This is a genomic window from Pseudomonas sp. PDM26, from assembly GCF_019219185.1.
GTDB lineage: Bacteria > Pseudomonadota > Gammaproteobacteria > Pseudomonadales > Pseudomonadaceae > Aquipseudomonas.
This window is the reverse complement of the sequence record NZ_JAHUWC010000017.1, coordinates 25,017-47,316: the sequence shown is the minus strand read 5'-3', so window position 1 is coordinate 47,316 and position 22,300 is coordinate 25,017. Positions and strand designations below refer to the sequence as shown.

General features: G+C 59.6%; 22 protein-coding genes. 11 read left to right on the top strand and 11 right to left on the bottom strand.

What is annotated here, in order from left to right; genetic code table 11:
* Nucleotides 1–217: 217 nt before the first annotated feature.
* Nucleotides 218–931, top strand: a complete 714-nt coding sequence (locus tag KW849_RS27120; protein WP_218432458.1) for an autoinducer binding domain-containing protein — start codon at nt 218–220, stop codon at nt 929–931.
* A 174-nt stretch (nt 932–1,105) separates the two neighbouring features.
* The gene (locus KW849_RS27115) at nt 1,106–2,230 is read left to right on the top strand and encodes a methyltransferase (protein ID WP_218432457.1); all 1,125 of its coding nucleotides are present in this window, start codon (nt 1,106–1,108) and stop codon (nt 2,228–2,230) included.
* 64 nt (nt 2,231–2,294) lie between these two features.
* On the opposite strand, the gene KW849_RS27110 is transcribed toward KW849_RS27115, so the two are convergent.
* From KW849_RS27110 to KW849_RS27100, 3 genes are all read right to left on the bottom strand, one after another.
* A complete protein-coding gene (locus tag KW849_RS27110; protein WP_218432456.1) occupies nt 2,295–2,462 on the bottom strand; it encodes a DUF2474 domain-containing protein in 168 nt (55 codons plus the stop codon).
* Nucleotides 2,463–2,549: 87 nt separating this feature from the next.
* Nucleotides 2,550–3,557 (bottom strand): cytochrome d ubiquinol oxidase subunit II, encoded by a 1,008-nt coding sequence (cydB, locus tag KW849_RS27105; RefSeq protein ID WP_056728750.1) that lies wholly within the window; start codon nt 3,555–3,557, stop codon nt 2,550–2,552.
* A gap of 3 nt (nt 3,558–3,560) precedes the next feature.
* The gene (locus tag KW849_RS27100; protein ID WP_218432455.1) at nt 3,561–4,997 is read right to left on the bottom strand and encodes a cytochrome ubiquinol oxidase subunit I; all 1,437 of its coding nucleotides are present in this window, start codon (nt 4,995–4,997) and stop codon (nt 3,561–3,563) included.
* A gap of 525 nt (nt 4,998–5,522) precedes the next feature.
* Between KW849_RS27100 and KW849_RS27095 the strand changes: the two genes are divergently transcribed.
* Nucleotides 5,523–6,773, top strand: a complete 1,251-nt coding sequence (locus tag KW849_RS27095) for an MFS transporter (protein ID WP_218432454.1) — start codon at nt 5,523–5,525, stop codon at nt 6,771–6,773.
* Between the two features lie 6 nt (nt 6,774–6,779).
* On the opposite strand, the gene KW849_RS27090 is transcribed toward KW849_RS27095, so the two are convergent.
* Nucleotides 6,780–7,331, bottom strand: a complete 552-nt coding sequence (locus KW849_RS27090) for a DJ-1 family glyoxalase III (protein WP_108216393.1) — start codon at nt 7,329–7,331, stop codon at nt 6,780–6,782.
* Between the two features lie 68 nt (nt 7,332–7,399).
* Nucleotides 7,400–7,846 (bottom strand): DUF4879 domain-containing protein, encoded by a 447-nt coding sequence (locus KW849_RS27085; RefSeq protein ID WP_218432452.1) that lies wholly within the window; start codon nt 7,844–7,846, stop codon nt 7,400–7,402.
* Between the two features lie 223 nt (nt 7,847–8,069).
* On the opposite strand from KW849_RS27085, the gene KW849_RS27080 reads away from it, so the two are divergent.
* The gene (locus KW849_RS27080; RefSeq protein WP_008004270.1) at nt 8,070–9,365 is read left to right on the top strand and encodes an NCS2 family permease; all 1,296 of its coding nucleotides are present in this window, start codon (nt 8,070–8,072) and stop codon (nt 9,363–9,365) included.
* On the top strand, nt 9,362–10,441 hold the full coding sequence (trmA, locus tag KW849_RS27075) for a tRNA (uridine(54)-C5)-methyltransferase TrmA (RefSeq protein ID WP_218432451.1): 1,080 nt from the start codon (nt 9,362–9,364) through the stop codon (nt 10,439–10,441). Before KW849_RS27080 ends, trmA begins: the two co-directional genes overlap by 4 nt.
* A gap of 54 nt (nt 10,442–10,495) precedes the next feature.
* On the opposite strand, the gene KW849_RS27070 is transcribed toward trmA, so the two are convergent.
* A complete protein-coding gene (locus KW849_RS27070) occupies nt 10,496–10,942 on the bottom strand; it encodes a DUF2442 domain-containing protein (RefSeq protein WP_218432448.1) in 447 nt (148 codons plus the stop codon).
* Nucleotides 10,939–11,367 carry a DUF4160 domain-containing protein gene (locus tag KW849_RS31545; RefSeq protein ID WP_256357396.1) on the bottom strand — a complete coding sequence of 143 codons (429 nt, stop codon included), beginning with the start codon at nt 11,365–11,367 and terminating at the stop codon, nt 10,939–10,941. The genes KW849_RS27070 and KW849_RS31545 overlap by 4 nt, the downstream gene beginning before the upstream one ends.
* A 228-nt stretch (nt 11,368–11,595) precedes the next feature.
* Here KW849_RS31545 and KW849_RS27065 point away from each other — a divergent pair, with 228 nt between their 5' ends.
* The 3 genes from KW849_RS27065 to KW849_RS27055 all read left to right on the top strand — a co-directional run bounded on the left by KW849_RS27065 (nt 11,596) and on the right by KW849_RS27055 (nt 13,948).
* Entirely contained in the window at nt 11,596–12,507 is a 912-nt protein-coding gene (locus KW849_RS27065) for a LysR family transcriptional regulator (RefSeq protein WP_218432446.1), read from the top strand.
* A gap of 140 nt (nt 12,508–12,647) precedes the next feature.
* Nucleotides 12,648–13,088, top strand: a complete 441-nt coding sequence (gene aroQ, locus KW849_RS27060) for a type II 3-dehydroquinate dehydratase (RefSeq protein WP_218432444.1) — start codon at nt 12,648–12,650, stop codon at nt 13,086–13,088.
* A gap of 5 nt (nt 13,089–13,093) precedes the next feature.
* The gene (locus KW849_RS27055) at nt 13,094–13,948 is read left to right on the top strand and encodes a shikimate dehydrogenase (RefSeq protein ID WP_218432442.1); all 855 of its coding nucleotides are present in this window, start codon (nt 13,094–13,096) and stop codon (nt 13,946–13,948) included.
* A gap of 37 nt (nt 13,949–13,985) precedes the next feature.
* On the opposite strand, the gene KW849_RS27050 is transcribed toward KW849_RS27055, so the two are convergent.
* Both KW849_RS27050 and quiC read right to left on the bottom strand, forming a co-directional pair.
* Complete coding sequence (locus KW849_RS27050) at nt 13,986–14,663, bottom strand: TetR/AcrR family transcriptional regulator (protein WP_218432440.1); 678 nt, start codon at nt 14,661–14,663, stop codon at nt 13,986–13,988.
* Nucleotides 14,664–14,765: 102 nt separating this feature from the next.
* A complete protein-coding gene (gene quiC / locus KW849_RS27045) occupies nt 14,766–16,667 on the bottom strand; it encodes a 3-dehydroshikimate dehydratase QuiC (RefSeq protein WP_218432438.1) in 1,902 nt (633 codons plus the stop codon).
* A 374-nt stretch (nt 16,668–17,041) separates the two neighbouring features.
* On the opposite strand from quiC, the gene KW849_RS27040 reads away from it, so the two are divergent.
* Nucleotides 17,042–18,379 (top strand): MFS transporter, encoded by a 1,338-nt coding sequence (locus KW849_RS27040; RefSeq protein WP_218432435.1) that lies wholly within the window; start codon nt 17,042–17,044, stop codon nt 18,377–18,379.
* 47 nt (nt 18,380–18,426) lie between these two features.
* Here KW849_RS27040 and KW849_RS27035 read toward each other — a convergent pair whose 3' ends face one another.
* Nucleotides 18,427–19,311: a DMT family transporter gene (locus KW849_RS27035; protein ID WP_108216383.1), complete on the bottom strand. Its 885-nt coding sequence runs from the start codon at nt 19,309–19,311 to the stop codon at nt 18,427–18,429.
* 123 nt (nt 19,312–19,434) lie between these two features.
* Nucleotides 19,435–20,211, bottom strand: a complete 777-nt coding sequence (locus tag KW849_RS27030) for an IclR family transcriptional regulator (protein ID WP_218432433.1) — start codon at nt 20,209–20,211, stop codon at nt 19,435–19,437.
* Between the two features lie 166 nt (nt 20,212–20,377).
* On the opposite strand from KW849_RS27030, the gene KW849_RS27025 reads away from it, so the two are divergent.
* Both KW849_RS27025 and KW849_RS27020 read left to right on the top strand, forming a co-directional pair.
* A complete protein-coding gene (locus KW849_RS27025) occupies nt 20,378–21,271 on the top strand; it encodes a neutral zinc metallopeptidase (RefSeq protein WP_218432431.1) in 894 nt (297 codons plus the stop codon).
* Nucleotides 21,272–22,231: an alpha/beta hydrolase gene (locus tag KW849_RS27020; RefSeq protein WP_218432430.1), complete on the top strand. Its 960-nt coding sequence runs from the start codon at nt 21,272–21,274 to the stop codon at nt 22,229–22,231.
* The last annotated feature ends 69 nt before the right edge of the window (nt 22,232–22,300 follow it).

Below are 22,300 nucleotides of genomic sequence, written 5' to 3'. Positions count from 1 at the left end.
TAGTCGTCGATTACAGAATACGGATACAACCCTATATATAAAATTATATGTGGCATTTCATAACCACTTATTCCCTAAGAACCTTGAGCACACTTTTCCAACAGTCAAAAGAGCAAAATTGTCGAACCACTTGCGTAGGAAATGTCCTACACTTCGTGGCGTGCCGGATCCTGGATCCAATACTGCACCCAGAAGACACTCTAATGGAGATCACTGTATGGAGATCTGGAAGGAGTCACAGCTCAAACAATTGGCGCACACACAAGAGATCAATACTGCCTATCGAATCGCGCTCAGTTTCGCTAGAAACCTTGGATATAAATTTTGTGGCTTTTCAATTACTTCGAACTCTTTCGGGGTCGACACCAGTACGGTGAACCTGAACAACTTCCCCCTAGAGTGGAATACTCAATATGAAAAAAGCAACGCCACGCAAATAGACCCGATAGTGGCACACTGCAATCATTCAATGTTGCCTGTTCTCTGGAGTGAAGAGCTTTTTTCCAGGGCGCCATGGTTATGGCAGTTGCTGCGACAACAGGGCTTGCAGCATGGCTGGTCCCAGGCGATCTTTGATGAGGAAACCGGTCTGCGCAGCATTTTCAGCCTGGCCAGAAGCCATTGCCCGATTTCAGCCTATGAGTTGTACGAGCATCTTGGATTCTCGGTGTTCATCAGCCGCCATTTGCACGCTCTGGCGAACGCAATGCAACCAAAAAAACCGGCTCGCCCCCAGGCTCCGCCCTTGTCACGGCGGGAACTCGAAGTATTGAAACTGTCGGCCGACGGCAAGACGGCCTATGAAATTGCCAGGATCCTCAATTTGAGTGAACGCACCATCAACTTTCATGTGCACAGGGCTATCGAGAAGCTCGGCGTCAACAACAAGATTGCGGCAGTCATCGCCGCAGCCCGGTCCGGGGCCATCTGAAAGCGCCCGACTGCGGGAAAACCTGCGGGTAATCCAGGCAAAAAAAACGTACCATTTGCGGTCCCTCCTGAGTGATGGCGTGTAGACCTTCACGACGCAGTACACTCGGTCGGCCCCGCCCGCTCCAACGCCTCAGGCAGCGGGACATCCGTTGATTACCCAGAGCCCCACCCCATGCCTTTGCTCGAAACACCCTTCGCCAGCCTCGACCTGATCCGCCAACCCGAACAGCAGAACGAACCGCTGCAAGCTTTCGATGCGGCCGATGAATACCTGCTCAATCATCTGGCCGAACAGCAGCCGGCGTCGGACACCCGGGTATTGGTGCTCAATGACAGTTTCGGCGCGTTGGCGGCCAGCCTGGCGGGCAAGGTGCAAGTGGTCAGCAGCGGTGATTCGTTCCTGGCCTTGCAGGGGCTGGAAAAGAATCTGGTGCGCAACGGCCTGGCGTTTGATGCGGTGCCGAGCATACCCGCCAGCGAAACCTTTGCCGGGCCGTTCGACTGCGTGCTGATCCGTGTACCGAAAACCCTGGCACTGCTGGAAGAACAACTGATCCGCCTGCAAGGTCAACTGGCACCCGGCGCCCAAGTGGTTGCCGCGGCCATGATCAAACATCTGCCCCGGGCCGCGGGCGACTTGCTGGAGCGTTACATCGGCCCGGTGCAAGCCTCATTGGCCGTGAAGAAGGCGCGGCTATTGATTGCCACGGCGCAAGACAAAACGCCAGTTGTATCGCCTTACCCAACGCGCTACAGACTCGACGACCCGGCTATCGAACTGCTCAACCACGCCAATGTGTTTTGCCGCGAAGGCCTGGACATCGGCACGCGAGCCTTCCTGCCGCACTTGCCGAAAAACCTCGGCTCGGCGCGGGTCGCCGATCTCGGCTGCGGCAACGGCGTCCTGGCCATCGCCAGCGCCCTGCAAAACCCCGAGGCCCACTACACGTTGGTGGACGAGTCGTTCATGGCCGTGCAATCGGCGTCCGAGAACTGGCGCGCAGCCTTGGGTGAACGGGAAGTGATCGTGCGTGCCGGTGATGGCCTGGCCGGCCAGGAACCGCAATCGCTTGATGTCGTGCTGTGCAATCCACCGTTTCACCAGCAACAGGTGGTGGGCGATTTCCTGGCCTGGCGGATGTTCCAGCAAGCGCGCGAAGCGCTGGTCGTGGGCGGCGCGCTGTACATCGTCGGCAATCGTCACCTGGGTTACCACAGCAAGCTCGCGCGATTGTTCCGCGGTGTCGAGCAAGTGGCGGCCAACCCGAAGTTCGTGATCCTCAAGGCGCGCAAGTAACAGACAAAAAAAACCCTCCGGTCGGAGGGTCGTAAATCCGTGCCCTGAGGCCACGGGGGAGATGTCAGTGTGTGGTCAGGCCGGCCGCGCTCATGAACAGACGCATCAGGCTGGCGACGATGAACAAGGCGCCGACGCTGCCGACCCAGATCACGGCCAGCCAGCCGAGCCGCTGCCACAGCGGTTTTTTTTCGGCTTCTTCAATGTCGTGCAGGGTGTGTTTGCCAAGCATGGCTCATTACTCCGTTTAAGGTGGATGGCGTCTGTGAGGACGCCATCGCGAGCAAGCTCGCTCCTACAAAGGTTCGTGGTGCTGGGGTTAGTGATAACCATCTTCATGGGTGACCTTGCCGCGGAACACGTAGTAGCTCCAGAAGGTGTAGCCCAGGATGAACGGAATGATGAACAGCGTGCCCACCAGCATGAAGCCCTGACTTTGCGGCGGCGCGGCGGCATCCCAGATCGAGATCGACGGCGGGATGATGTTCGGCCACAGGCTGATGCCCAATCCGCTGTAACCAAGGAAGATCAGCACCAGGGTCAGCAGGAACGGCGTGTAGTGCGCGTTGCGGGCCACGGCGCGGATCAGGCCGTACATCGTCACCAGCACCAGAATCGGCACCGGCATGAACCAGAACAGATTCGGCATGGTGAACCAGCGTGCGGCGATATCCGTGTGGGCCAACGGGGTCCAGATGCTGACGATGCCAATCACCGCCAGCAGCACGAAGGCCAATGGCCGGGCCAGGTCATGCATCTGTTCCTGCAACTTGCCTTCGGTCTTCATGATCAGCCAGGTGCAACCGAGCAGCGCATACGCCACCACCAGCGCCGCACCACAGAACATCGTGAACGGGGTCAGCCAGTCCAGTGAACCACCGGCGAACTGCCGATTGACCACTGGCAGTCCATCGATGAACGCACCGAGCGCTACACCCTGGAAGAACGTCGCAGTGACCGAACCACCGATGAACGCCTTGTCCCACAGATGGCGCTTGTCGTCCCTGGCCTTGAAGCGGAACTCGAAGGCCACACCGCGGAAGATCAACCCGATCAACATCAGGATCAGCGGCAGGTACAACGCCGAGAGCACCACGGAATAGGCCAGCGGAAACGCGCCGAACAACGCCGCGCCACCCAACACCAGCCAGGTCTCGTTGCCGTCCCAGACCGGGGCGACGGTGTTCATCATCACATCGCGATCGGTCTTGCCCGGAATGAACGGGAAGAGAATGCCGATGCCCAGGTCGAAACCGTCCATGACCACGTACATCATGATGCCGAAGATGATGATCACGGCCCAGATCAGCGGAAGATCAATACCCATGATTCAAATCTCCTTGGTCAGGCTGTGATCGGCGTCGATGTGCTCGTCGTCGGCTGCGGAAAACGGCCGGGCCGGAGTGCGTTTCTGGCCGGGGCCTCCGTCGTTGGTTTCCTTGCCTTCGTCGATTTTCGGCCCCTTGCGCACCAGGCGCATCATGTAACCAAGACCGGCACCAAACAGCGCGAAATAGACCACGACAAACAGGATCAGGGTGATGCTCATCTGCATGAAGCTGTGGTTGGACGACGCATCCGCCGTGCGCATCAGGCCGTAGACCACCCACGGCTGACGGCCGATTTCGGTGGTGAACCAGCCGGCGAGGAGAGCGATCAGACCGGACGGCCCCATCCACAGCGCCAGGTACAGGAACGGTCGCGAGGAGTAGAGGGTGTCGCGCTTGCGCAGCCACAGGCTCCACAAACCGGTGAAGATCATCAGCATGCCCAGGCCCACCATGATCCGGAACGACCAGAACACGATGGTCGAATTCGGCCGGTCTTCAGGCGGGAACTCCTTGAGTGCCGGCACCTGCTTGTCCAGTGAGTGAGTGAGGATCAGGCTGCCCAGGTACGGGATCTCGACGGCGAATTTGGTTTTTTCTTCCTTCATGTCCGGCCAGCCGAACAGGATCAGCGGCGTCGCCTCGTTGCCCTTGTTTTCCCAGTGGCCTTCGATCGCGGCGATTTTCGCCGGCTGATGCTCAAGCGTATTGAGGCCGTGGAAATCGCCGATGACCGCCTGGATCGGCGCGACGATCAATGCCATCCACATGGCCATCGAGAGCATTTTGCGGATTGCCGGGTTGTCCTTGCCGCGCAGCAAATGCCAGGCCGCGGAGGAGCCGACGAAAAAGGCCGTGGCGACGAACGCCGCCGTGGCCATGTGCATCAGGCGATACGGGAACGACGGGTTGAAGATAACCGCCAGCCAGTCGGTGGGTATGACCTGACCGTTGACGATCTCGAAGCCCTGCGGGGTCTGCATCCAGCTATTGGAGGCAAGAATCCAGAACGTCGAGATCAATGTACCGATGGCCACCATCACGGTGGCGAAGAAGTGCAGGCCACGTCCGACCTTGTTCCAGCCAAACAGCATGACGCCGAGGAACCCGGCCTCGAGGAAGAATGCCGTGAGCACTTCATAGGTCAGCAACGGCCCGGTAACCGAGCCGGCGAAGTCCGAGAAGCGGCTCCAGTTGGTGCCGAACTGATAGGCCATTACCAGGCCGGAAACCACCCCCATGCCGAAGTTGACGGCAAAGATTTTCGACCAGAAATGGTAGAGGTCACGGTAGGTGTCGTTATGGGTTTTCAGCCACAGGCCTTCGAGTACCGCCAGATAACTCGCCAGGCCGATGGTGATGGCCGGAAACAGGATGTGGAACGAGATGGTGAACGCGAACTGAATTCGGGCGAGATCAAGTGCCTCTAAACCGAACATAAGTCTTCCTCTGTCAGGTAGTACGGCTGCTGGCTGGAAGCCTGCACCCACGGTCCCCACGGATATGGAGTGTGGCGAATCTCTGTTTGTTCTTTTTTTGCACGCATCACAACGCAGGGAATCTGGCCTTGCGGCCGCCGGATCAATTCCTTTTGTGGGTTTTGATCTGGATCAATCAACGTTGAAAGAGTAGTCCCAATTTCGGGGATAACCCGCGTGGTCTTTTGCCGCGTGACAAGTTGCCTCATGACTTTTGATATCTGCGGCAACACATTCCCTGTGGCGAGGGAGCTTGCTCCCGCTCGGCTGCGCAGCAGTCGTAATCCGCGCAAACACTGTGTGTCTGAGGGAAAGCCCATAGGGATTAGGGCCGCTTCGCAACCCAACGGGGGCAAGCCCCCTCGCCACAAGGTTTTCGGCGTTTGAAAAATCGATGTCTGGCTAACTGAATTTTTTCTCATGACAGTTTCCTGTTACAGGTTGGTGATAATCTCGCCATTCCCCTCTCCCCAGATTGTCCCGCAGATGCCCAGCCAAGAGCCCTTGCTGTTACGTCACCATCGCCCTTTTCTCGCGTTCTGGCTGGCCCGGGTCTTCACCGCCAGCGGCTTTCAGATGCTCACCGTGGCCATCGGCTGGAACCTGTATCAGTTGACCGGCAACGTGCTCGACCTGGGTCTGGTCGGCCTGGTCGAGTTCGCCCCGCGCGTGCTGTTCATGCTGCACACAGGGCACGTCGCCGACCGCTATGACAGGCGCAAGGTCGCGGCGATCTGCCAGTCCTTGCAGGCATTGATCGCCCTGTCGTTGGCCATCGGCAGCGCGACCGACCAGGTCACCCGGGAAATGATCTTTATCCTGGCCTTCCTGCTCGGTGCCGCTCGTTCCTTCGAAATGCCGACCACCCAGGCCCTGCTGCCAGGCATCGTGCCCAGCGCGCTGTTTCCCCGTGCGGTGGCCGCCGCGCAATCGGCCCAGCAATCGGCCACCATCGTCGCCCCGGCCCTCGGCGGTTTGCTCTACGCCTTCGGCAGCGTCTGGGTGTATGGCCCGACAGTGCTTTTGTATGTCATCGCCTGTTCGCTGATGCTCAACCTGCCAGCCCGGCAAACCCCGCTGAACAAGGGCAAGGCCACTCTGGATTCACTGCTGGCGGGCATTCGCTTTATCCGCAGTCGTCCGGACATTCTCGGGGCGATCTCCCTTGATCTGTTCGCGGTGCTATTGGGTGGTGCGACGGCGTTGCTGCCGGTGTTCGCCAAGGACATCTTGCTGACCGGCCCGTGGGGGCTGGGCCTGTTGCGCTCGGCACCGGCAGTGGGTGCACTGCTGATGTCGCTGTGCCTGGCGCGGTTTGCCGTGGAGCGCAACGTCGGGAGGGTGATGTTCACCGCCGTGGGTGTCTTCGGCGTGGCAACCATCGCCTTCGGCCTGTCGACCTCGTTCTGGTTTTCCCTGGCGGTATTGGTGGTGCTGGGCGCGGCAGACATGATCAGCATGGTGATCCGTGCCTCGTTCGTGCAACTGGAAACCCCGGACGAAATGCGCGGTCGGGTCAGTGCCGTGAACGGCTTGTTCATCGGCGCCTCGAACCAACTGGGCGAATTCGAATCGGGCCTGACTGCCCACTGGTTCGGCACCGTGCCAGCCGTGGTCATGGGCGGGATCGGCACGCTGGTGGTAACCGGGGCGTGGGTCAAACTGTTCCCGTCACTGGCCAGCCGCGATCGCATGCATGTAGCTAAAGAGGAAGAGAAGGAAGAGGCGAAAGTCTGAAGCAACCTAAACCAACAATTCCCCCGCCACCGCCGCACGTGTGGCTTTACCGCAGAGTTGCTCCACCAGCGCCAGGGCAAACGCCAAGGCGCCAGCCGAGCCCTGGGCGGTGATGCAATTGCCGTCGACCACCACCGGTTGATCGACGAAGTTACAGCCCAACAATTGATGGCTGGCCGAGGGCAGGCAGGTCATGCGCCGTTGACGCAATACGCCAAAGGCCTGCAGCGCCACGGCGGGCGCCTCGGCGATGCCGGCGAACAGGCGACCGGCTGCCGCCTGATCCTTGATCAATTGTTGCAGGGGTTGGTGGGCTGCCAAGTGCTGCGAACCCACCGCACCACCCGGCAAGGCGATCAGGTCGAAGGGCTGCGCCAGCAAATCCACCAGCATGGCATCGGACGTCAGGCGCGTACCGCGAGCGCAGGTAAGCATGCGCCGCCCTTCGATACTGGCCACCACCACTTCTATTTTCGCGCGGCGCAGTACGTCGATCAGGGTCACGGTTTGCAGGTCATCGGTGCCCTCGGCGAGGGCAATCAAGGCTCTAATGGTCATCAGGTATTGTCCACAGAATGATCTTTTAAGCGTAGTCAGCTTTCCTAACCCTTGTTCGGGACCTGTGGTTACTTGATGTAAAGCTGCGTCGACATCGTGTTGCCGGGCGCGTTGATCGAGGTGTTGCTGAAGGTCAGCGTGCCTTCCTGCTTGCCCGCCAGATCGAGGGCATACAAATAACCGACGGTTTTTTCGCCTGGGGTGCAACTGGTCAGGTTGCCGTTCTTGAACGCGCAGACCGGTGTGCGGGTGCCATTCACTTCGAAACCGTCCAGGGCGACATGGGCCTCGCGTCCATAACCCACTTCCAGCACGTACACCGTGATGCTCGGGCCATTGTGATCGCAGCGAGTCCGGGTTTGCCCTTCGTCGATGTTTTCAACGCCACAGGACGGCGACGCGACTTTGAGCACCTTCAATTGCGTCAGTGGCGCAGCCGAGGCCGCCACGGCCGTTTGAGCCCCGAGCAACAACGCCATCCATACGCCGAACACGCTAACCAGACGCCTTTTCATGCAGGCCCCATCCACCCCAAAAAACCAGCGCGCAGTATGGCGTACTTGGTGTTGTCGCAAAACATCGACGACGATCACCGCCATAAGCAGCCATATCCCCAAGCTACTGGTATGATGCGCGGCTTTTTCCGGCCCACAGTAATTTCCAGGCGCGTTCTGCTGCCTGTGCTTTGCTGTTGAGGTCGATACATTCACGGCGCCCGGCGCGCCACGGGGAGCAGGCATGCTGGAAAGGCTGTTTCAACTCAAGGCACACAACACCAACGTGCGGACCGAGATTCTGGCGGGCGTCACGACCTTTTTGGCCATGGCCTACATTCTGTTCGTCAACCCGAGCATCCTTGGCGAGACCGGCATGGACAAGGGCGCGGTGTTCGTTGCCACCTGTCTGGCAGCCGCCATCGGCTCGACGACCATGGGCCTGATCGCCAATTACCCGATCGCCCTGGCACCGGGCATGGGCCTGAACGCCTTCTTCACCTACACCGTGGTCCTGCACATGGGCCACACCTGGCAAGTGGCACTGGGCGCGGTGTTCATCTCGGCGGTGTGTTTCTTTCTGCTGTCGATCTTCCGCATCCGTGAATGGATCATCAACAGCATCCCGCTACCGCTGCGCTCGGCGATTGCTGCCGGTATCGGCCTGTTCCTGGCACTGATCGCCCTGCACAACGCCGGTATCGTGGTCAGCAACCCGGCGACCATGGTCGGCCTCGGTGACCTGAAACAACCGGCGCCGATCCTCGCTACCCTCGGCTTTGCCCTGATCGTCGCGCTCGAAGCCCTTGCCGTGCGCGGTGCGGTGCTGATCGGCATACTGGTGGTGACCATCGTTTCGATCGTGATGGGCTTCACCCCGTTCGGCGGCGTGATGTCGATGCCGCCGTCCCTGGCCCCGACCTTCTTGCAACTGGACATCAAGGGCGCACTGGACATCGGTCTGGTCAGCGTGATCTTCGCCTTCCTGTTCGTCGATCTGTTCGATAACTCCGGCACTCTGATCGGCGTCGCCAAGCGCGCCGGTCTGATGCGCAAAGACGGTCACATGCCGAAAATGGGCCGCGCGCTGATCGCCGACAGCACTGCAGCCATGGCCGGTTCCCTGCTGGGCACCTCGACCACCACCAGCTACATCGAATCCGCCGCTGGCGTGAGTGCCGGTGGCCGCACCGGCCTGACCGCCATCGTGGTGGCGATCCTGTTCCTGCTGGCGCTGTTCTTCTCGCCACTGGCCGCCAGCGTTCCGGCCTTCGCCACCGCACCGGCCCTGCTGTTCGTCGCCGTGCTGATGACATCCGGCCTGGCCGAAATAGACTGGGACGACATTACCGTCGCCGCACCGGTGGTGATCACCGCGCTGGCGATGCCGTTCACTTATTCCATCGCCAATGGGATTGCCTTTGGTTTCATTTCCTGGACCGCCATCAAGCTGATGTCCGGACGTGGCCGTGAGCTGAACCCGGCGCTGGTGATCCTGTCGATTCTATTCGTGATCAAGCTGGGTTGGTTCAACGCATGAATTTTGATTCCCAGGCCTATGCCGTTCAGCTCGAAGAAAAAGTCACGCGTTTGCGTGACCTGCTGGCCCCGTTCGATGCACCCGAGCCAGCCGTTTTCGATTCGCCGCTGCAAAACTTCCGCCTGCGCGCCGAGTTCCGCCTGTGGCGCGAGGCCGGCGAGCGTCATTACGCGATGTTTTCCCAGGAAGACAAACGCACGCCAATCCTGATCGAAAAGTTCCCGATTGCCAGCCTGCGCATCAACCAGTTGATGCCGCAGCTCAAGGCAGCGTGGCAAGCCAGTGCGGCCCTGAGCCACAAGCTGTTCCAAGTGGAGTTCCTGACCACCCTGGCCGGCGACGCGATGATCACCCTGTGCTATCACCGCCCGCTGGACGAGCACTGGCACGCGGCGGCGTCGAAACTGGCGACGGACCTGAACGTCAGCGTCATCGGCCGCTCCAAGGGCAAGCGCGAAGTCATTGGCCACGATTACGTGGTCGAGAAGCTGGAAGTCGGCGATCGCACCTTCAGCTACCGCCAGCCGGAAGGCGCGTTCACCCAGCCCAACGGCACGGTGAACCAGAAGATGCTCAACTGGGCATACGATGCGCTTGGCGATCGTTCCGATGATTTGCTGGAGCTGTATTGCGGCAACGGCAACTTCACCCTGCCGCTCGCCACCCGCGTGCGCAAAGTGCTGGCCACCGAAATCAGCAAGACCTCGGTCAACGCGGCGCTGAGCAATCTCAGCGAGAACGCGGTGGATAACGTCAACCTGGTACGTTTGTCCGCCGAAGAGCTGACCGAAGCCTTGAACGAAGTGCGTCCGTTTCGCCGCCTGCACGGCATCGACCTCAAGAGCTACGAGTTCGGCAGCGTGTTCGTCGACCCGCCTCGCGCCGGCATGGACCCGGATACCTGCGAGCTGACCCGACGCTTCGACAACATCCTGTACATCTCCTGTAATCCAGAGACCCTGGCAGCCAATATCGCCCAACTGCACGACACCCACCGCATCACCCGGTGCGCGATGTTCGACCAGTTTCCCTGGACCCATCACATGGAATCCGGGGTGATGCTCACCCGGCGTTGATGGCTCCTGCCCGACACAAAAAAGCCGTCTTCACGACGGCTTTTTTGTGGACACTTACACGACAACATCGACCTTGCGCGGGCGCCCGCCTTTCCTGCCGTTGGCCCGCGCGGCTTCAGACTTTGCGGCGCTGCTCTGGCGACCATTGCGCGAAGCGACGACCGACGCCGCCATGGCCATCAGCGGCTTGCTCGCAGAAATCATCCCGGCGATAGATACATGCAGGTCGTTGCCTTCATGGCACAGTGCAGTACCCCCGTAGCCGACAGTCAGACCAGCGTAGTCCTCGACCTCAAAATCATCGAACTCCGGATAATTGGCTACGGGCAGCAATACACCGCTGCCGTCTTCGAAGCTGACGGCCAGACAGGGAGCCAGGTAGGTAACCGCCGTCGCTTGAAGGCTATTTTTTCTACGTAATTCGCCACGTTCAATGGCTTTGTCCAGGCTACTTTCCGTTACGGGACTATCGACCTGAACCTTGGCTTTTATCGTTTTCATAACTCGATCTCCACACTTTCCTGTGCGCCTATCAGGGATAGCAACGTCCTGTTCGATTCAGGTTCGTAGCAAGCCGATCCAATCATATTGGTGGTACTGACAAGCCTTTTCACCACAACGACTTCATTGCTTTGCCAGTCCCACAATTGATTATCAAGACAGGCCGTTTGCAATTTTCGCCACCAGATGCCCCGGGCGCGCCGCAAATGGGCAGGTTGCTGGAGCGATTGGCGCAATCCCTCAAGCACCGCCAACGGTGGCCGACACGAAAGCGGGACTACATCCCAGAGCTCGACACCGTTGTGCCAAAAACTGAACCTGAATCTCGCACTCCATGTACCCGCCTCCACATGCGCATGAGGCGGACAATGCTCGTCTCGCAACATGATCACTACCGACAGTCCTTTGTAATTGCATACCTTCATGCTAACCCATCCGTTAGGTTAATGAATCCGAGGATTCGACATTTCCTGGAAAATTCTGACCATCGGTATTAACCGCTGAAATCATTTCTTCCGCTCTCAGGCTAGCGGCCTGTTACTTGCCGGCTCTGCGGAACACCACGCGAAATGGTAAGAAATCCTTTCATTACGGCGCTGGCACCTGATAAATACTGATCCAGTTTCTTCATTTGATCCCCGGTGTAATCAATCATGCAGCGACAATTCGACGATCTTCAGTTGGGCAGCATCGAGCTGTTTTGCCTCGCGGCCGAGGCCGGCAGTTTTACTGCCGCGGCGCTGGTGGCAGGTGTCACACCCGCTGCCGTGAGCCGTTCGGTGTCGCGCATGGAAGAACGCCTGGGCGTGCGCCTGTTCGCGCGCACCACCCGCAGCGTGAAGCTGACCGACAGTGGTCGCCGCTATTACGAGGAGTGCCGTCAGGCCCTGGCGCAATTGGTCGAGGCCCAGCGTGAGGTCATGGGCCAACAGCAAGTGCCGTCCGGTACTTTGCGCATCAGTATTCCGACCACCTACGCGCATCATCGAATCCTGCCGCTATTGCCCGAATTTCGGGCGCGCTATCCGGCGGTGAAGGTCGAGTCGCACATCAGCAATCGCAACATCGATTTCGTCGGCGAAGGCTACGACATGGCGATTCGCGTGCGAGCCATCCCGGATTCCGGCCTGATCGCCCGACAGCTGGAAGATGCCGCCCTGGTGATGATCGCCAGCCCTGATTACCTGAAACGGGCCGGCATTCCGAAAACCCTCGACGACCTCGGAAACCACGAATGCATTCAGTACGAATTGCCCAGCAGCGGCCGGCGCATTGCCTGGTTGTTCAACGATGAAGGCGTGCCCCGGGAGATTCTGGCCGAGGGCAACCTCAGTTGTTCCGACGATGTACTGGGCGGTGTGACCCTGGCCAAACATGGGGCGGGGTTGTTTCAGACCTATCGTTTTATCGTGGAAAAGGAACTGGCCGACGGCTCGCTGGTGGAAGTGCTCAAAACCTATGGCGGGAGGTCGCGGCCGTTCACGCTGCTTTACCCGCAAAGTCGCCATGTACCGCTGCGATTGAGGGCGTTTATCGATTTTCTGATAGAGCACTTGCCGCACTGAACACCGAAAGTGTCCGATCATCGCCCACAAACCGTCAGCGTGCCTTCTCTTCAATTGACCGAATTAACTAGTTAGTACAATTTATCTCCACAGGCCGAAAACCTCGGCCGATTCCAAAAATAATAAGTGGAGAGATTCCGATGTCCCCTATCGTTCTGGTGCTCAACGGCCCGAACCTGAACCTGCTCGGTACCCGTGAACCGGCGACTTACGGCCACGAAACCCTGGCAGACATCTCGACCCTGTGCGCACGTGCCGCCGAAGAGTTCGGCCTGACAGTGGAGTTTCGCCAGACCAATCATGAAGGCGAATTACTCGACTGGATTCACGCCGCCCGTGGCCGCTGCGCCGGGATCGTCATCAATCCTGCCGCGTGGACTCACACCTCGATCGCCATTCGCGACGCCTTGGTTGCCAGCGAACTGCCGGTGATCGAAGTCCACCTGTCCAACGTGCATGCCCGCGAGCCCTTTCGTCACCACTCGTTCGTCTCCGGCATTGCGACTGCGGTGATGGCCGGTTTTGGCAGTCATGGCTATCGCCTGGCGCTGGAACACTTCAGTCATCGTTTGAAGGGGTGATCGCCGTGACTCAGAACCACGTGATACTGGCCGGGCTGATTGGCGCCGGCATCCAGGCTTCCCGCACACCGGCCATGCACGAGCATGAAGGCGATGCCCAGGGGCTGCGCTACCTGTATCGCCTGATTGATCTTGATCAGTTGAAGCTCGACAGCAACGCCCTGCCCGACCTGTTGATGGCTGCCGAGCGCATGAATTTCACCGGGCTGAACATCACCTTTCCATGCAAGCAGGCGATCATCCCGCTGCTCGACGAACTCTCGCCGGAGGCCCGCGGTATAGGCGCGGTCAACACCGTGGTGCTCAAGGACGGCAAACGCATCGGCCACAACACCGATTGCCTGGGCTTTGCCGAGGGTTTTCGCCGGGGTTTGAAGGGCGTTGCCGTTGAACGTGTCGTACAAATGGGCGCTGGCGGCGCAGGTGCGGCGGTGGCCCACGCGTTATTGAATGAAGGCGTACAACAGCTGAGCATTTTTGACGTGGACATCCGCCGCGCCCAGGATCTGGCTGACAACCTCAATCAGCATTTCGGCGTCGGTCGGGCGGTGGCCGGGTATGACCTGCCGAGCGCCATGGTCCGGGCTGACGGGCTGGTGAACACCACGCCGATGGGCATGAAAAAACTGCCAGGCATGCCGGTGCCGGTCGCGTTGCTGCGGGCCGAATTGTGGGTGGCGGAGATCGTTTATTTCCCGTTGGAAACCGAACTGCTACACCACGCCCGCGCCCTCGGTTGCCGGACGCTGGATGGCGGCAATATGGCGGTGTTTCAGGCAGTGAAGGCGTTCGAGCTGTTCAGCGGCGTGGTGCCCGATGCTCAGCGGATGCTTGAGCATTTCCAGAGCATGAATGGCTGAATGAGTGAAGTGAGGGGGGCAATCCCCTCACCCCGCATCAGGCTTGCAAATAACGCAACACCGACTCGCAAATCATCTCCCGATGACGCTGCTTGATGCGTTCGTCCGGCAAGTCGATCTGGAAAATCTCACCCACGGTATGGCGGTTCGAAACGCGATAGAAGCAGAACGAACTGATCAGCAGATGCACATCCAGCGGCACCAGGCCGGCGCGGAAGACACCCTCTTCAACGCCACGACGCAGAATCACATCGAGGGAATCGAGAACGGTGTTGTTCATCGCCCTGATCGCCTCGGAACGCTTTACATACTCGGCGTTGTGGATGTTTTCGATACTGACGATGCGCACGAAATCGACGTTGCGATCATGGTGATCGAAGGTGAATTCAACCATCCGTCGAATGGCTTCCACCGGAGGCAGTTCGGTCAGGTGCAGGCGGCTTTCAGTGTTGCGGATATCGCCGTAAAGCTTCTCCAGCACTTCGACGTAGAGCTGTTCCTTACTGCCGAAGTAGTAATAGATCATGCGCTTGGAGGTGTGGATGCGCTCGGCGATGGCATCGACGCGAGCCCCGGAAAGCCCCTGCTGGACGAATTCGACAATCGCCTCCTGCAGGATGTTTTCGCGGGTCTTTTCCGGGTTGTTCTTGCGACTCTTGCGCGGCTCGGCACCCGGTTCTACGGAGGCTGCGGGGAGTTCTGAGGTCATTGTCATTGCGGGCTCACGGCCATCACTGCACAGGCTGGCGATTATGGGCCGCGCAACACAGTGAAGGAAGCCGCGCGGCCCACGTTTAATCCCGCGTTTACGAATTTCCTACAACTTCGCCTGGCGCAATGCGCCGCTACGGGATTTGGCCATGGCCGCCAGCCGCACCGCGACGTTGGCCGCGCCGTAGCCGGCATAACCGTTTTTACGCTGGATGATCTCGAAGAAGAATCGCCCCTCGAACGGCTCGGTGTACACATGAAACAGCTCACCGCCCTGGGCGTCGCGGTCGTACAGCACGTTGTAGTAGGCCAGTTCGCTGAGGAACTCGTCGTCGAAATCGAACCGCGCCGCCAGGTCATCGTAGTAGTTGAGCGGGATATCCAGCAGCGGCACACCCGCCTCTTTTGCACGGCGGACCTGGGCAAAGATGTCATCACAATCAAACGCGATGTGATGCACACCGGAGCCGCGATAACTCGACAGCGCGTGTGAGATCGCGGTGTTGCGGTTCTCGGAAATGTTCAGTGGCAGGCGGATCGAACTGTCGCGGCTGCGCAGGGCACGGCTCTTCACCAGACCATAAGGATCGGGCAACACGACTTCATCGTCCGCCTCGAAATCCAGCAGACTCTTATAGAACAGCACCCAGCTGTCGAGGCTGTCGGCCGGCAGCGCCATGGCCATGTGGTCGATGCGTTTGAGGCCGCCGCTGGCCGGCGCATCCGCCAGCAGATTGAAGTCGGTGCCGTAGACGTCGGCATCCTGGTCCACCAGATAGATCAGGCTGCCATCCGGCGCACGCACCGCCGCCAGTTCCAGTTCATTGGGGCCGACCAGTCCGCGATAGGGCTGGCCCTTGTAGGCCACGGCTCGGGCCAGCGCGCTGGCGCTGTCCTTGACCCGCACGGCGGTAGCGCACAACGAAGGGCCGTGGGCTTCGAAAAAGCTGTGGCCGAAAGAGTAAGGTTCGGAGTTGAGGATCAGGTTGATATCGCCCTGACGCAGCAGGCTGACGCTCTTGGAGCGATGCTGCCCGACCTTGACGAACCCTAGCCGCTCCAGCCAATGGGAGAGTTTGGCGCCGAGGCTTTCGTCCACGGCAAACTCCAGAAACTCGATTCCGTTGTACTCGCTGGCCTTGGGCGTTTCGAACAGAATCCCGGAGTTGGCCGCAGGCTTTGCTTCCTGCGCCAGACGCTCGCTGGTTTTCTCCTCCAGGTACAACAACGAGCGCAAGCCGTCGGCGGCGTTGGCTCGTGGCGGCGCGGCACGGAAGCCGTCGTTGAAGATTTCCAGCGACAATGGCCCGGTGTACCCGCTCTTGATGATCGGCGCGAGGAATCCCGGCAAATCGAATTCGCCCTGGCCCGGGAAGCAGCGAAAATGCCGGCTCCACTCCAGCACGTCCATGGCCAGGATCGGCGCGTCAGCCATTTGCACGAAGAAGATCTTGTCGCCCGGAATCTCGGCGATAGCGCTCGGATCGCCCTTGAGCGACAAGGTGTGAAAGCTGTCCAGCAACACGCCAAGGCTTGGGTGATCGGCCTGCCGCACGATGTTCCACACCTGTTGATACGTGTTCACATGCCGACCCCAGGCCAGCGCTTCGTAACCGATGCGCAGGCCGCGTGCCCCGGCGTGTTCGGCCAGCAGGCGCAAGTCATCGACCAGAATCCGTTCATCACCGATGGACTCGGACGAGGCGTTGCTGCACACCAGCACCAGGTCAGTGCCCAGCTCCTGCATCAGGTCGAACTTGCGCTCGGCGCGTTCCAGATTGCGCGACAGCCGATCTCGCCGACAGCCTTCGAAATCACGGAACGGTTGAAACAGGGTGATGGCGATCCCGAGATCGGCGCACATCTGTTTAATTTCCCGTGGACTACCGTCGTAGTAGAGAAGGTCGTTTTCGAAAATCTCGACGCCGTCGAAACCGGCGGCAGCAATGGCTTCGAGTTTTTCCGGCAGGGTACCGCTCAAGGATACGGTGGCAATGGAACGCTGCATATTTCGGCTCCCGGTGGAGGCAATCTTGTTAGGGGCGTTGCACGCGCTTACGTAGGAGCTGCCGAAGGCTGCGATCTTTTGATTTTGGCCTTCCTCGATCAACCGAAATCAACATCAACAGATCGCAGCCTTCGGCAGCTCCTACGCGGGTAGCGTTTGTCTTGCGAGAATTATTGGGCTGACAGACTTACACAGCAATTCAAAGTGTACTATCCAGTTAGTTTTGTGTGCGATTATCGAACAAAATGGCCGTAGGCGAATTGACGATTTTTTGTCCACTGCCCAACATCGCCCTCACATTAAGTCCGGACACGCAGCACCGGCCGCGATGTCCAAAACACCAAATAACAAATTCAAAAAAACGGGTGGTACACATGATTCCTTCCCAAAGCTCTCGCATGGCTTCGGCCATGAACGTCACTGCCGGTGGCATCGGCGACAAAATCCGCGGCGCCATGGCGGTCGGCAAAACCCGTTGGGGCATGCTGGCGCTGGTGTTTTTCGCCACCACCCTGAACTACATCGACCGCGCCGCCCTGGGCGTGATGCAGCCCATCCTGGCCAAGGAAATGAGCTGGACGGCGATGGATTACGCCAACATCAACTTCTGGTTCCAGGTGGGTTACGCCATCGGGTTCGTTCTGCAAGGCCGGTTGATCGACCGGGTCGGCGTCAAGCGCGTGTTCTTCTGCGCCGTACTGCTCTGGAGCCTGGCGACCGGCGCCCACGGCCTGGCCACTTCGGCGGTCGGCTTCATGGTTTGTCGCTTCATCCTCGGCCTGACCGAAGCAGCGAACTACCCGGCTTGCGTGAAAACCACGCGCCTGTGGTTCCCGGCCGGCGAGCGCGCCGTGGCCACCGGCATTTTCAACGCCGGAACCAACGTCGGCGCGATGTTCACACCGATGCTGCTGCCACTGATCCTGCACGTCTGGGGCTGGCAAGCCGCGTTCCTGTGCATGTCGGCACTGGGCGGGATCTGGCTGCTGTTCTGGGGCCTGAAGTACTTCAACCCGGAAGATCACCCGAGCGTCAAACAGTCGGAGCTGGACTACATCCAGAACGAAGTCGAACCGGAACAAACCCGCGTGCCGTTCTCGAAAATCCTGCGCATGCGTGGCACCTGGGCCTTCGCCCTCGCCTACTCGATCACCGCACCGGTGTTCTGGTTCTACCTGTACTGGCTGCCGCCGTTCCTCAACCAGCAATACAACCTGGGTATCAACGTCACCCAGATGGGTATCCCGCTGATCATCATCTACCTCACTGCCGACTTCGGTAGCGTTGGCGGCGGCATCCTCTCCTCGTTCCTGATCGGTCGCGGAGTCAACCCGATCAAGGCGCGACTGATGTCCATGTTCCTGTTCGCCTGCTGCATCATCGGCGTGATCATGGCGGCCGGCTCCAGCAACCTGTGGGTCGCGGTGTTCGCCATCTCCCTGGCCATCGGCGCACACCAGGCCTGGACCGCGAACATCTGGAGCCTGGTGATGGACTACACGCCCAAGCACATGATGAGTACGGTGTTCGGCTTCGGCGGCATGTGTGCCGCGATTGGCGGGATGTTCATGACCCAGCTGGTCGGCCACATCCTGACCATCACCAACAACAACTACACCGTGCTGTTCACCATGATTCCGGCGATGTACTTCATTGCGCTGACCTGGATGTACTTCATGGCACCGCGCAAGATTCCGACCGTCACTGACTAAAGTTCGGCGCCATGCCCCTGTGGGAGCGAGCCGGCTCCCACAGTTTTTTAGCGGCGGCTTTGTTGCCAGGCCGCTGCCAACCCGCTGCAGCAGATAACGGCAATGCCAAGCACGGTGGTCAGTGTCGGCGTATGGGAAAACAGCAGCCAGCCCAGCAGGCCGGCGAAGATGATCTGGCAATAGCTGAACGGTGCCAGCAATGCCGGTGCCGCGAGGCGGAAAGCCTGGGTCAGGAACAGGTGTGCCGTCATCCCGCAGGCCCCCAGCGCCAGCATCATCGCGCCATGCACCAGGTTCGGCGTCTGCCAGAAGAACGGCACCAGCGCACTCATCACCAGCGTGTTGCACAAGCCTGCGAAGAAATTGCTGGTGGTCGGGCTGTCGATCTCGCTGAGCTTGCGTGTCAGCAGTTGATAAAAGCAGAAAAACAGCGCAGAGCAGAACGGCAGCAACACCGCCGGAGTAAACAAATCTCCCCCGGGGTGAACGATGATCAACACCCCGATAAAACCGCAAATCACCGCCAGCCATTGCCCCCGTGTCACTCGCTCCTTCAACAGCGGCACCGACAACGCGGTGACCAGCACCGGAGCAAGGAAGTTGACCGACGTAGCCTCGGCCAGCGGGATGTACATCAAGCCTGTGGTGAAAAACAGACTGGTACCCAGCAGGCACAGCGCCCGGATCAACTGAAGCAATGGCCGTTTGGTACGCAGCACTCGCAGCCCGGATTGTGGCAGGAAAATCCCGGCCATCAGCAAGGTGTGAACCACGTAACGCGCCCAGACCACCATGACAATGGGATAGAAACCCGAGAGATATTTGGAAAAGGCGTCGTGGCTGGAAAACAGGAAGGTCGCGACAACGATCAGCAGGATCCCTTTGAAGGGCTGATTAACGCCGGAAAGCGGGGTGCTGCTGGGCGACGTCAAGATGAAGTCCTTTTATGGGTTGAGGCGAGACCTGAATAATTTAGAACCCGGTTCCATTTTATGACATCAATGACTCAAGAAAGTGTGCGGATACCGCACACTCTATTCAAGCAGACATCACGCTCAACAGAACAACTCTGACGCCTGGCTCGCCAGCGAAAGCTCTTCGGCGTACTTCAACAAGGTCGACGCCAACTCATGCAAGCGCGCACCGGGCATTCGCGCGCTTGGCCCGGCAATACTGAGCACGCCGATCACCCGGCCATCCAGTGGATGACGTACCACAGCGGCAATCGCCGAGGTGCCCACCGCCGAACTTTCCTCGACCCAGGCGTAGCCTTGCTCCCGCGCCAGACGCAAGCGCTCCAGCAGTTCAACATTCGAACGGGGTGCATTGGGCCCGATGTCCCGAGGCAATTCGGCCCCTTGCCGCTCGACCAGCGACAGCGCCTCGGCATCGCTCATGCACGCCAGCCACGCATGCCCGGAAGCCGTGTAGAACAATGGCGCATCACGCCCCATGTCCGGGTCGTAGCGCAGGCCCGAGCGGGCCCCCTGGGACTTGGCGATCCAGACGGGCCGTTCACCCTGAATCACCCCCAGACGCACCAGTTCACCGGTTTCCCCGGCCAGTCGATCAAGCACCGACTGAACGATATCCGCACCGCTGCCGGACAGGTATCGAAAGCCCATTGCCACCAGTTTGGTCGACAGGTGATAGCGCAGGTTGTCCGGATTCTGCCGCACGTAACCCAGGCGAATCAGTTCGGCGAGCAACCGATGAGTCGCGCTTTTAGGGATGTCCAATTTCTCGGCCAACGTCTGCATCGGCAAACCCTGCGGTTCACTGGTCAGGCTTTCCAGCACGCTGAAGACACGTTCGATCTGACTGCCGGCCATGGTAGGTCCCAAACAAAATTTGGCTGATTCTAGAAGAGAAGCCCCACGAAGCAAAATTTGGAACCTGTCGCACAACCAGCAGTCTGACGACCGGACTGGCATCGCTCCCACTTGGCAGCAACACTCATCGCACGGAGCTTTACCCGGAACAGAAGAGGTTTCCCACATGCTATGGAAAAAAGGCCGACGCAGCGACAACGTGGTCGATGCCCGTGGCGATGATGTCGGCAGTGGTGGCGGTGGGATGCGCTTAGGCGGTGGCAAGGGCCTGAGCCTGACGGCGATCCTGCTGATCGTCGGCATCGGTTGGATCACCGGCCAGGATCCGCTGCAAATCCTCGGACAACTGACCGGTCAAATGGGCCAGCAATCGGCGCCTGCTACCCACCAGAGTCGCAAGGCACCGCCGGTCAATGATGAAAGCGCGGAGTTCGTTCGTTCGATCCTCGGCGATACCGAGGACACCTGGGGTGCGATTTTCCAGCAGGCCGGCCGCCAATACAAAGACCCGACCCTGGTGCTGTTCAGCAACCGCGTGAATTCGGCCTGCGGCCTGGCCACCTCGGCGACCGGCCCGTTCTATTGCCCGGCGGACCAGAAAGTCTACCTGGACATGGCGTTCTTCCAGGAAATGTCCCAACGCTTTTCCGCCGCGGGTGACTTCGCCCAGGCCTACGTGATCGCTCACGAAGTCGGACACCATGTGCAGACCCTGCTTGGGGTGTCCGCAAAAATTCAGGCCGCGCGCCAACAAGGCCGACAGATGGATGGCGACGGCGGTTTGCTGGTTCGTCAGGAACTGCAAGCCGATTGCCTGGCCGGCGTCTGGGCCAACAATGCGCAGAAGCGCCTGAACTGGCTGGAACCAGGCGACATCGAAGAAGCACTGAACGCAGCGAACGCCATCGGTGACGATCGTTTGCAGCAACAGGGTCAGGGCCGCGTGGTCCCGGACTCGTTCACCCACGGTACGTCGGCGCAACGGGTGCGCTGGTTCAAAACCGGTTTCGCCCAAGGCCAGGTTGGCCAGTGCGATACCTTTGCGGCGAAAAATCTGTAAATGAAGAATTGGTTGTTGGTTGTTCTGTTTACTTGCGCAACGTCCCAGGCCGCCGAGCAGGGGGTCAAAGACCTCAGCTCAGGGCGCCTGCTGTTGAAATCAGGTGAAATCGCGGTGGGCATCAGCCCCGCCCCGGCAAAAATTGAACGGGTGCTGATCATCCTCCACGGACGCTTGCGCAATGCGCAAACCTATCTGCAAAGCGGCGAACACGCCGCCGAACTCGCCGGACAGAGCGCGACGACACTGGTGATCGCCCCGCAATTCCTCAATGAAACCGACGTTGCGCTCCATCCGGTGGCCGACACGGTTTTGCGTTGGCAAGGCAATGAGTGGATGGCCGGCGGCGAATCCACGGCGCCGTTTCGGCTGAGTTCCTACGCCGCGCTCGACGAAATCATCGCCCGCCTGGGTGACCGCCAGCAGTTTCCGGACGTGAAGCAAATCGTCATCGCCGGGCACTCCGGAGGCGCGCAGGTGGTTCAGCGCTATGCATTGCTCGGTCACGCGCAGTCCGGCCTCGATGCGGCTGGCGTGCAGGTGCGCTACGTGATCGCCAACCCGTCCTCCTACGCTTATTTCGATGAGCGCCGGCCGGTGGCGTTCAGCCACGCCGGTTGCCCGAACTTCAATCGCTGGAAGTACGGCCTGGCGGATTTACCGGCCTACGCCGAAGGGCAAACCGCCGCGCAGCTGCAGGAAAGTTACCTCAAGCGTGAAGTCGTTTATCTGCTGGGGCAGCAGGACATCGACCCGAATCATCCGGCGCTGGATAAAAGCTGTGAGGCCAAGGCGCAAGGGCCGTATCGATTGGCCCGCGGGCGTTTTTACTTCGATTATCTGAAGCGGCTGCAACCGCAGGGTTTGAAGCAGCAACTGATTGAAGTACCCGGGGTCGGGCATGACGGCGACGGGATGTTTACTTCGCCGCAGGGGCAGAAGGCTTTGTTTGGGCAGTAGGTTTTGCAGTGCCTGATCTGACGCCTTCGCGAGCAGGCTCGCTCCCACAAGGATTTTGCGGTGAACACA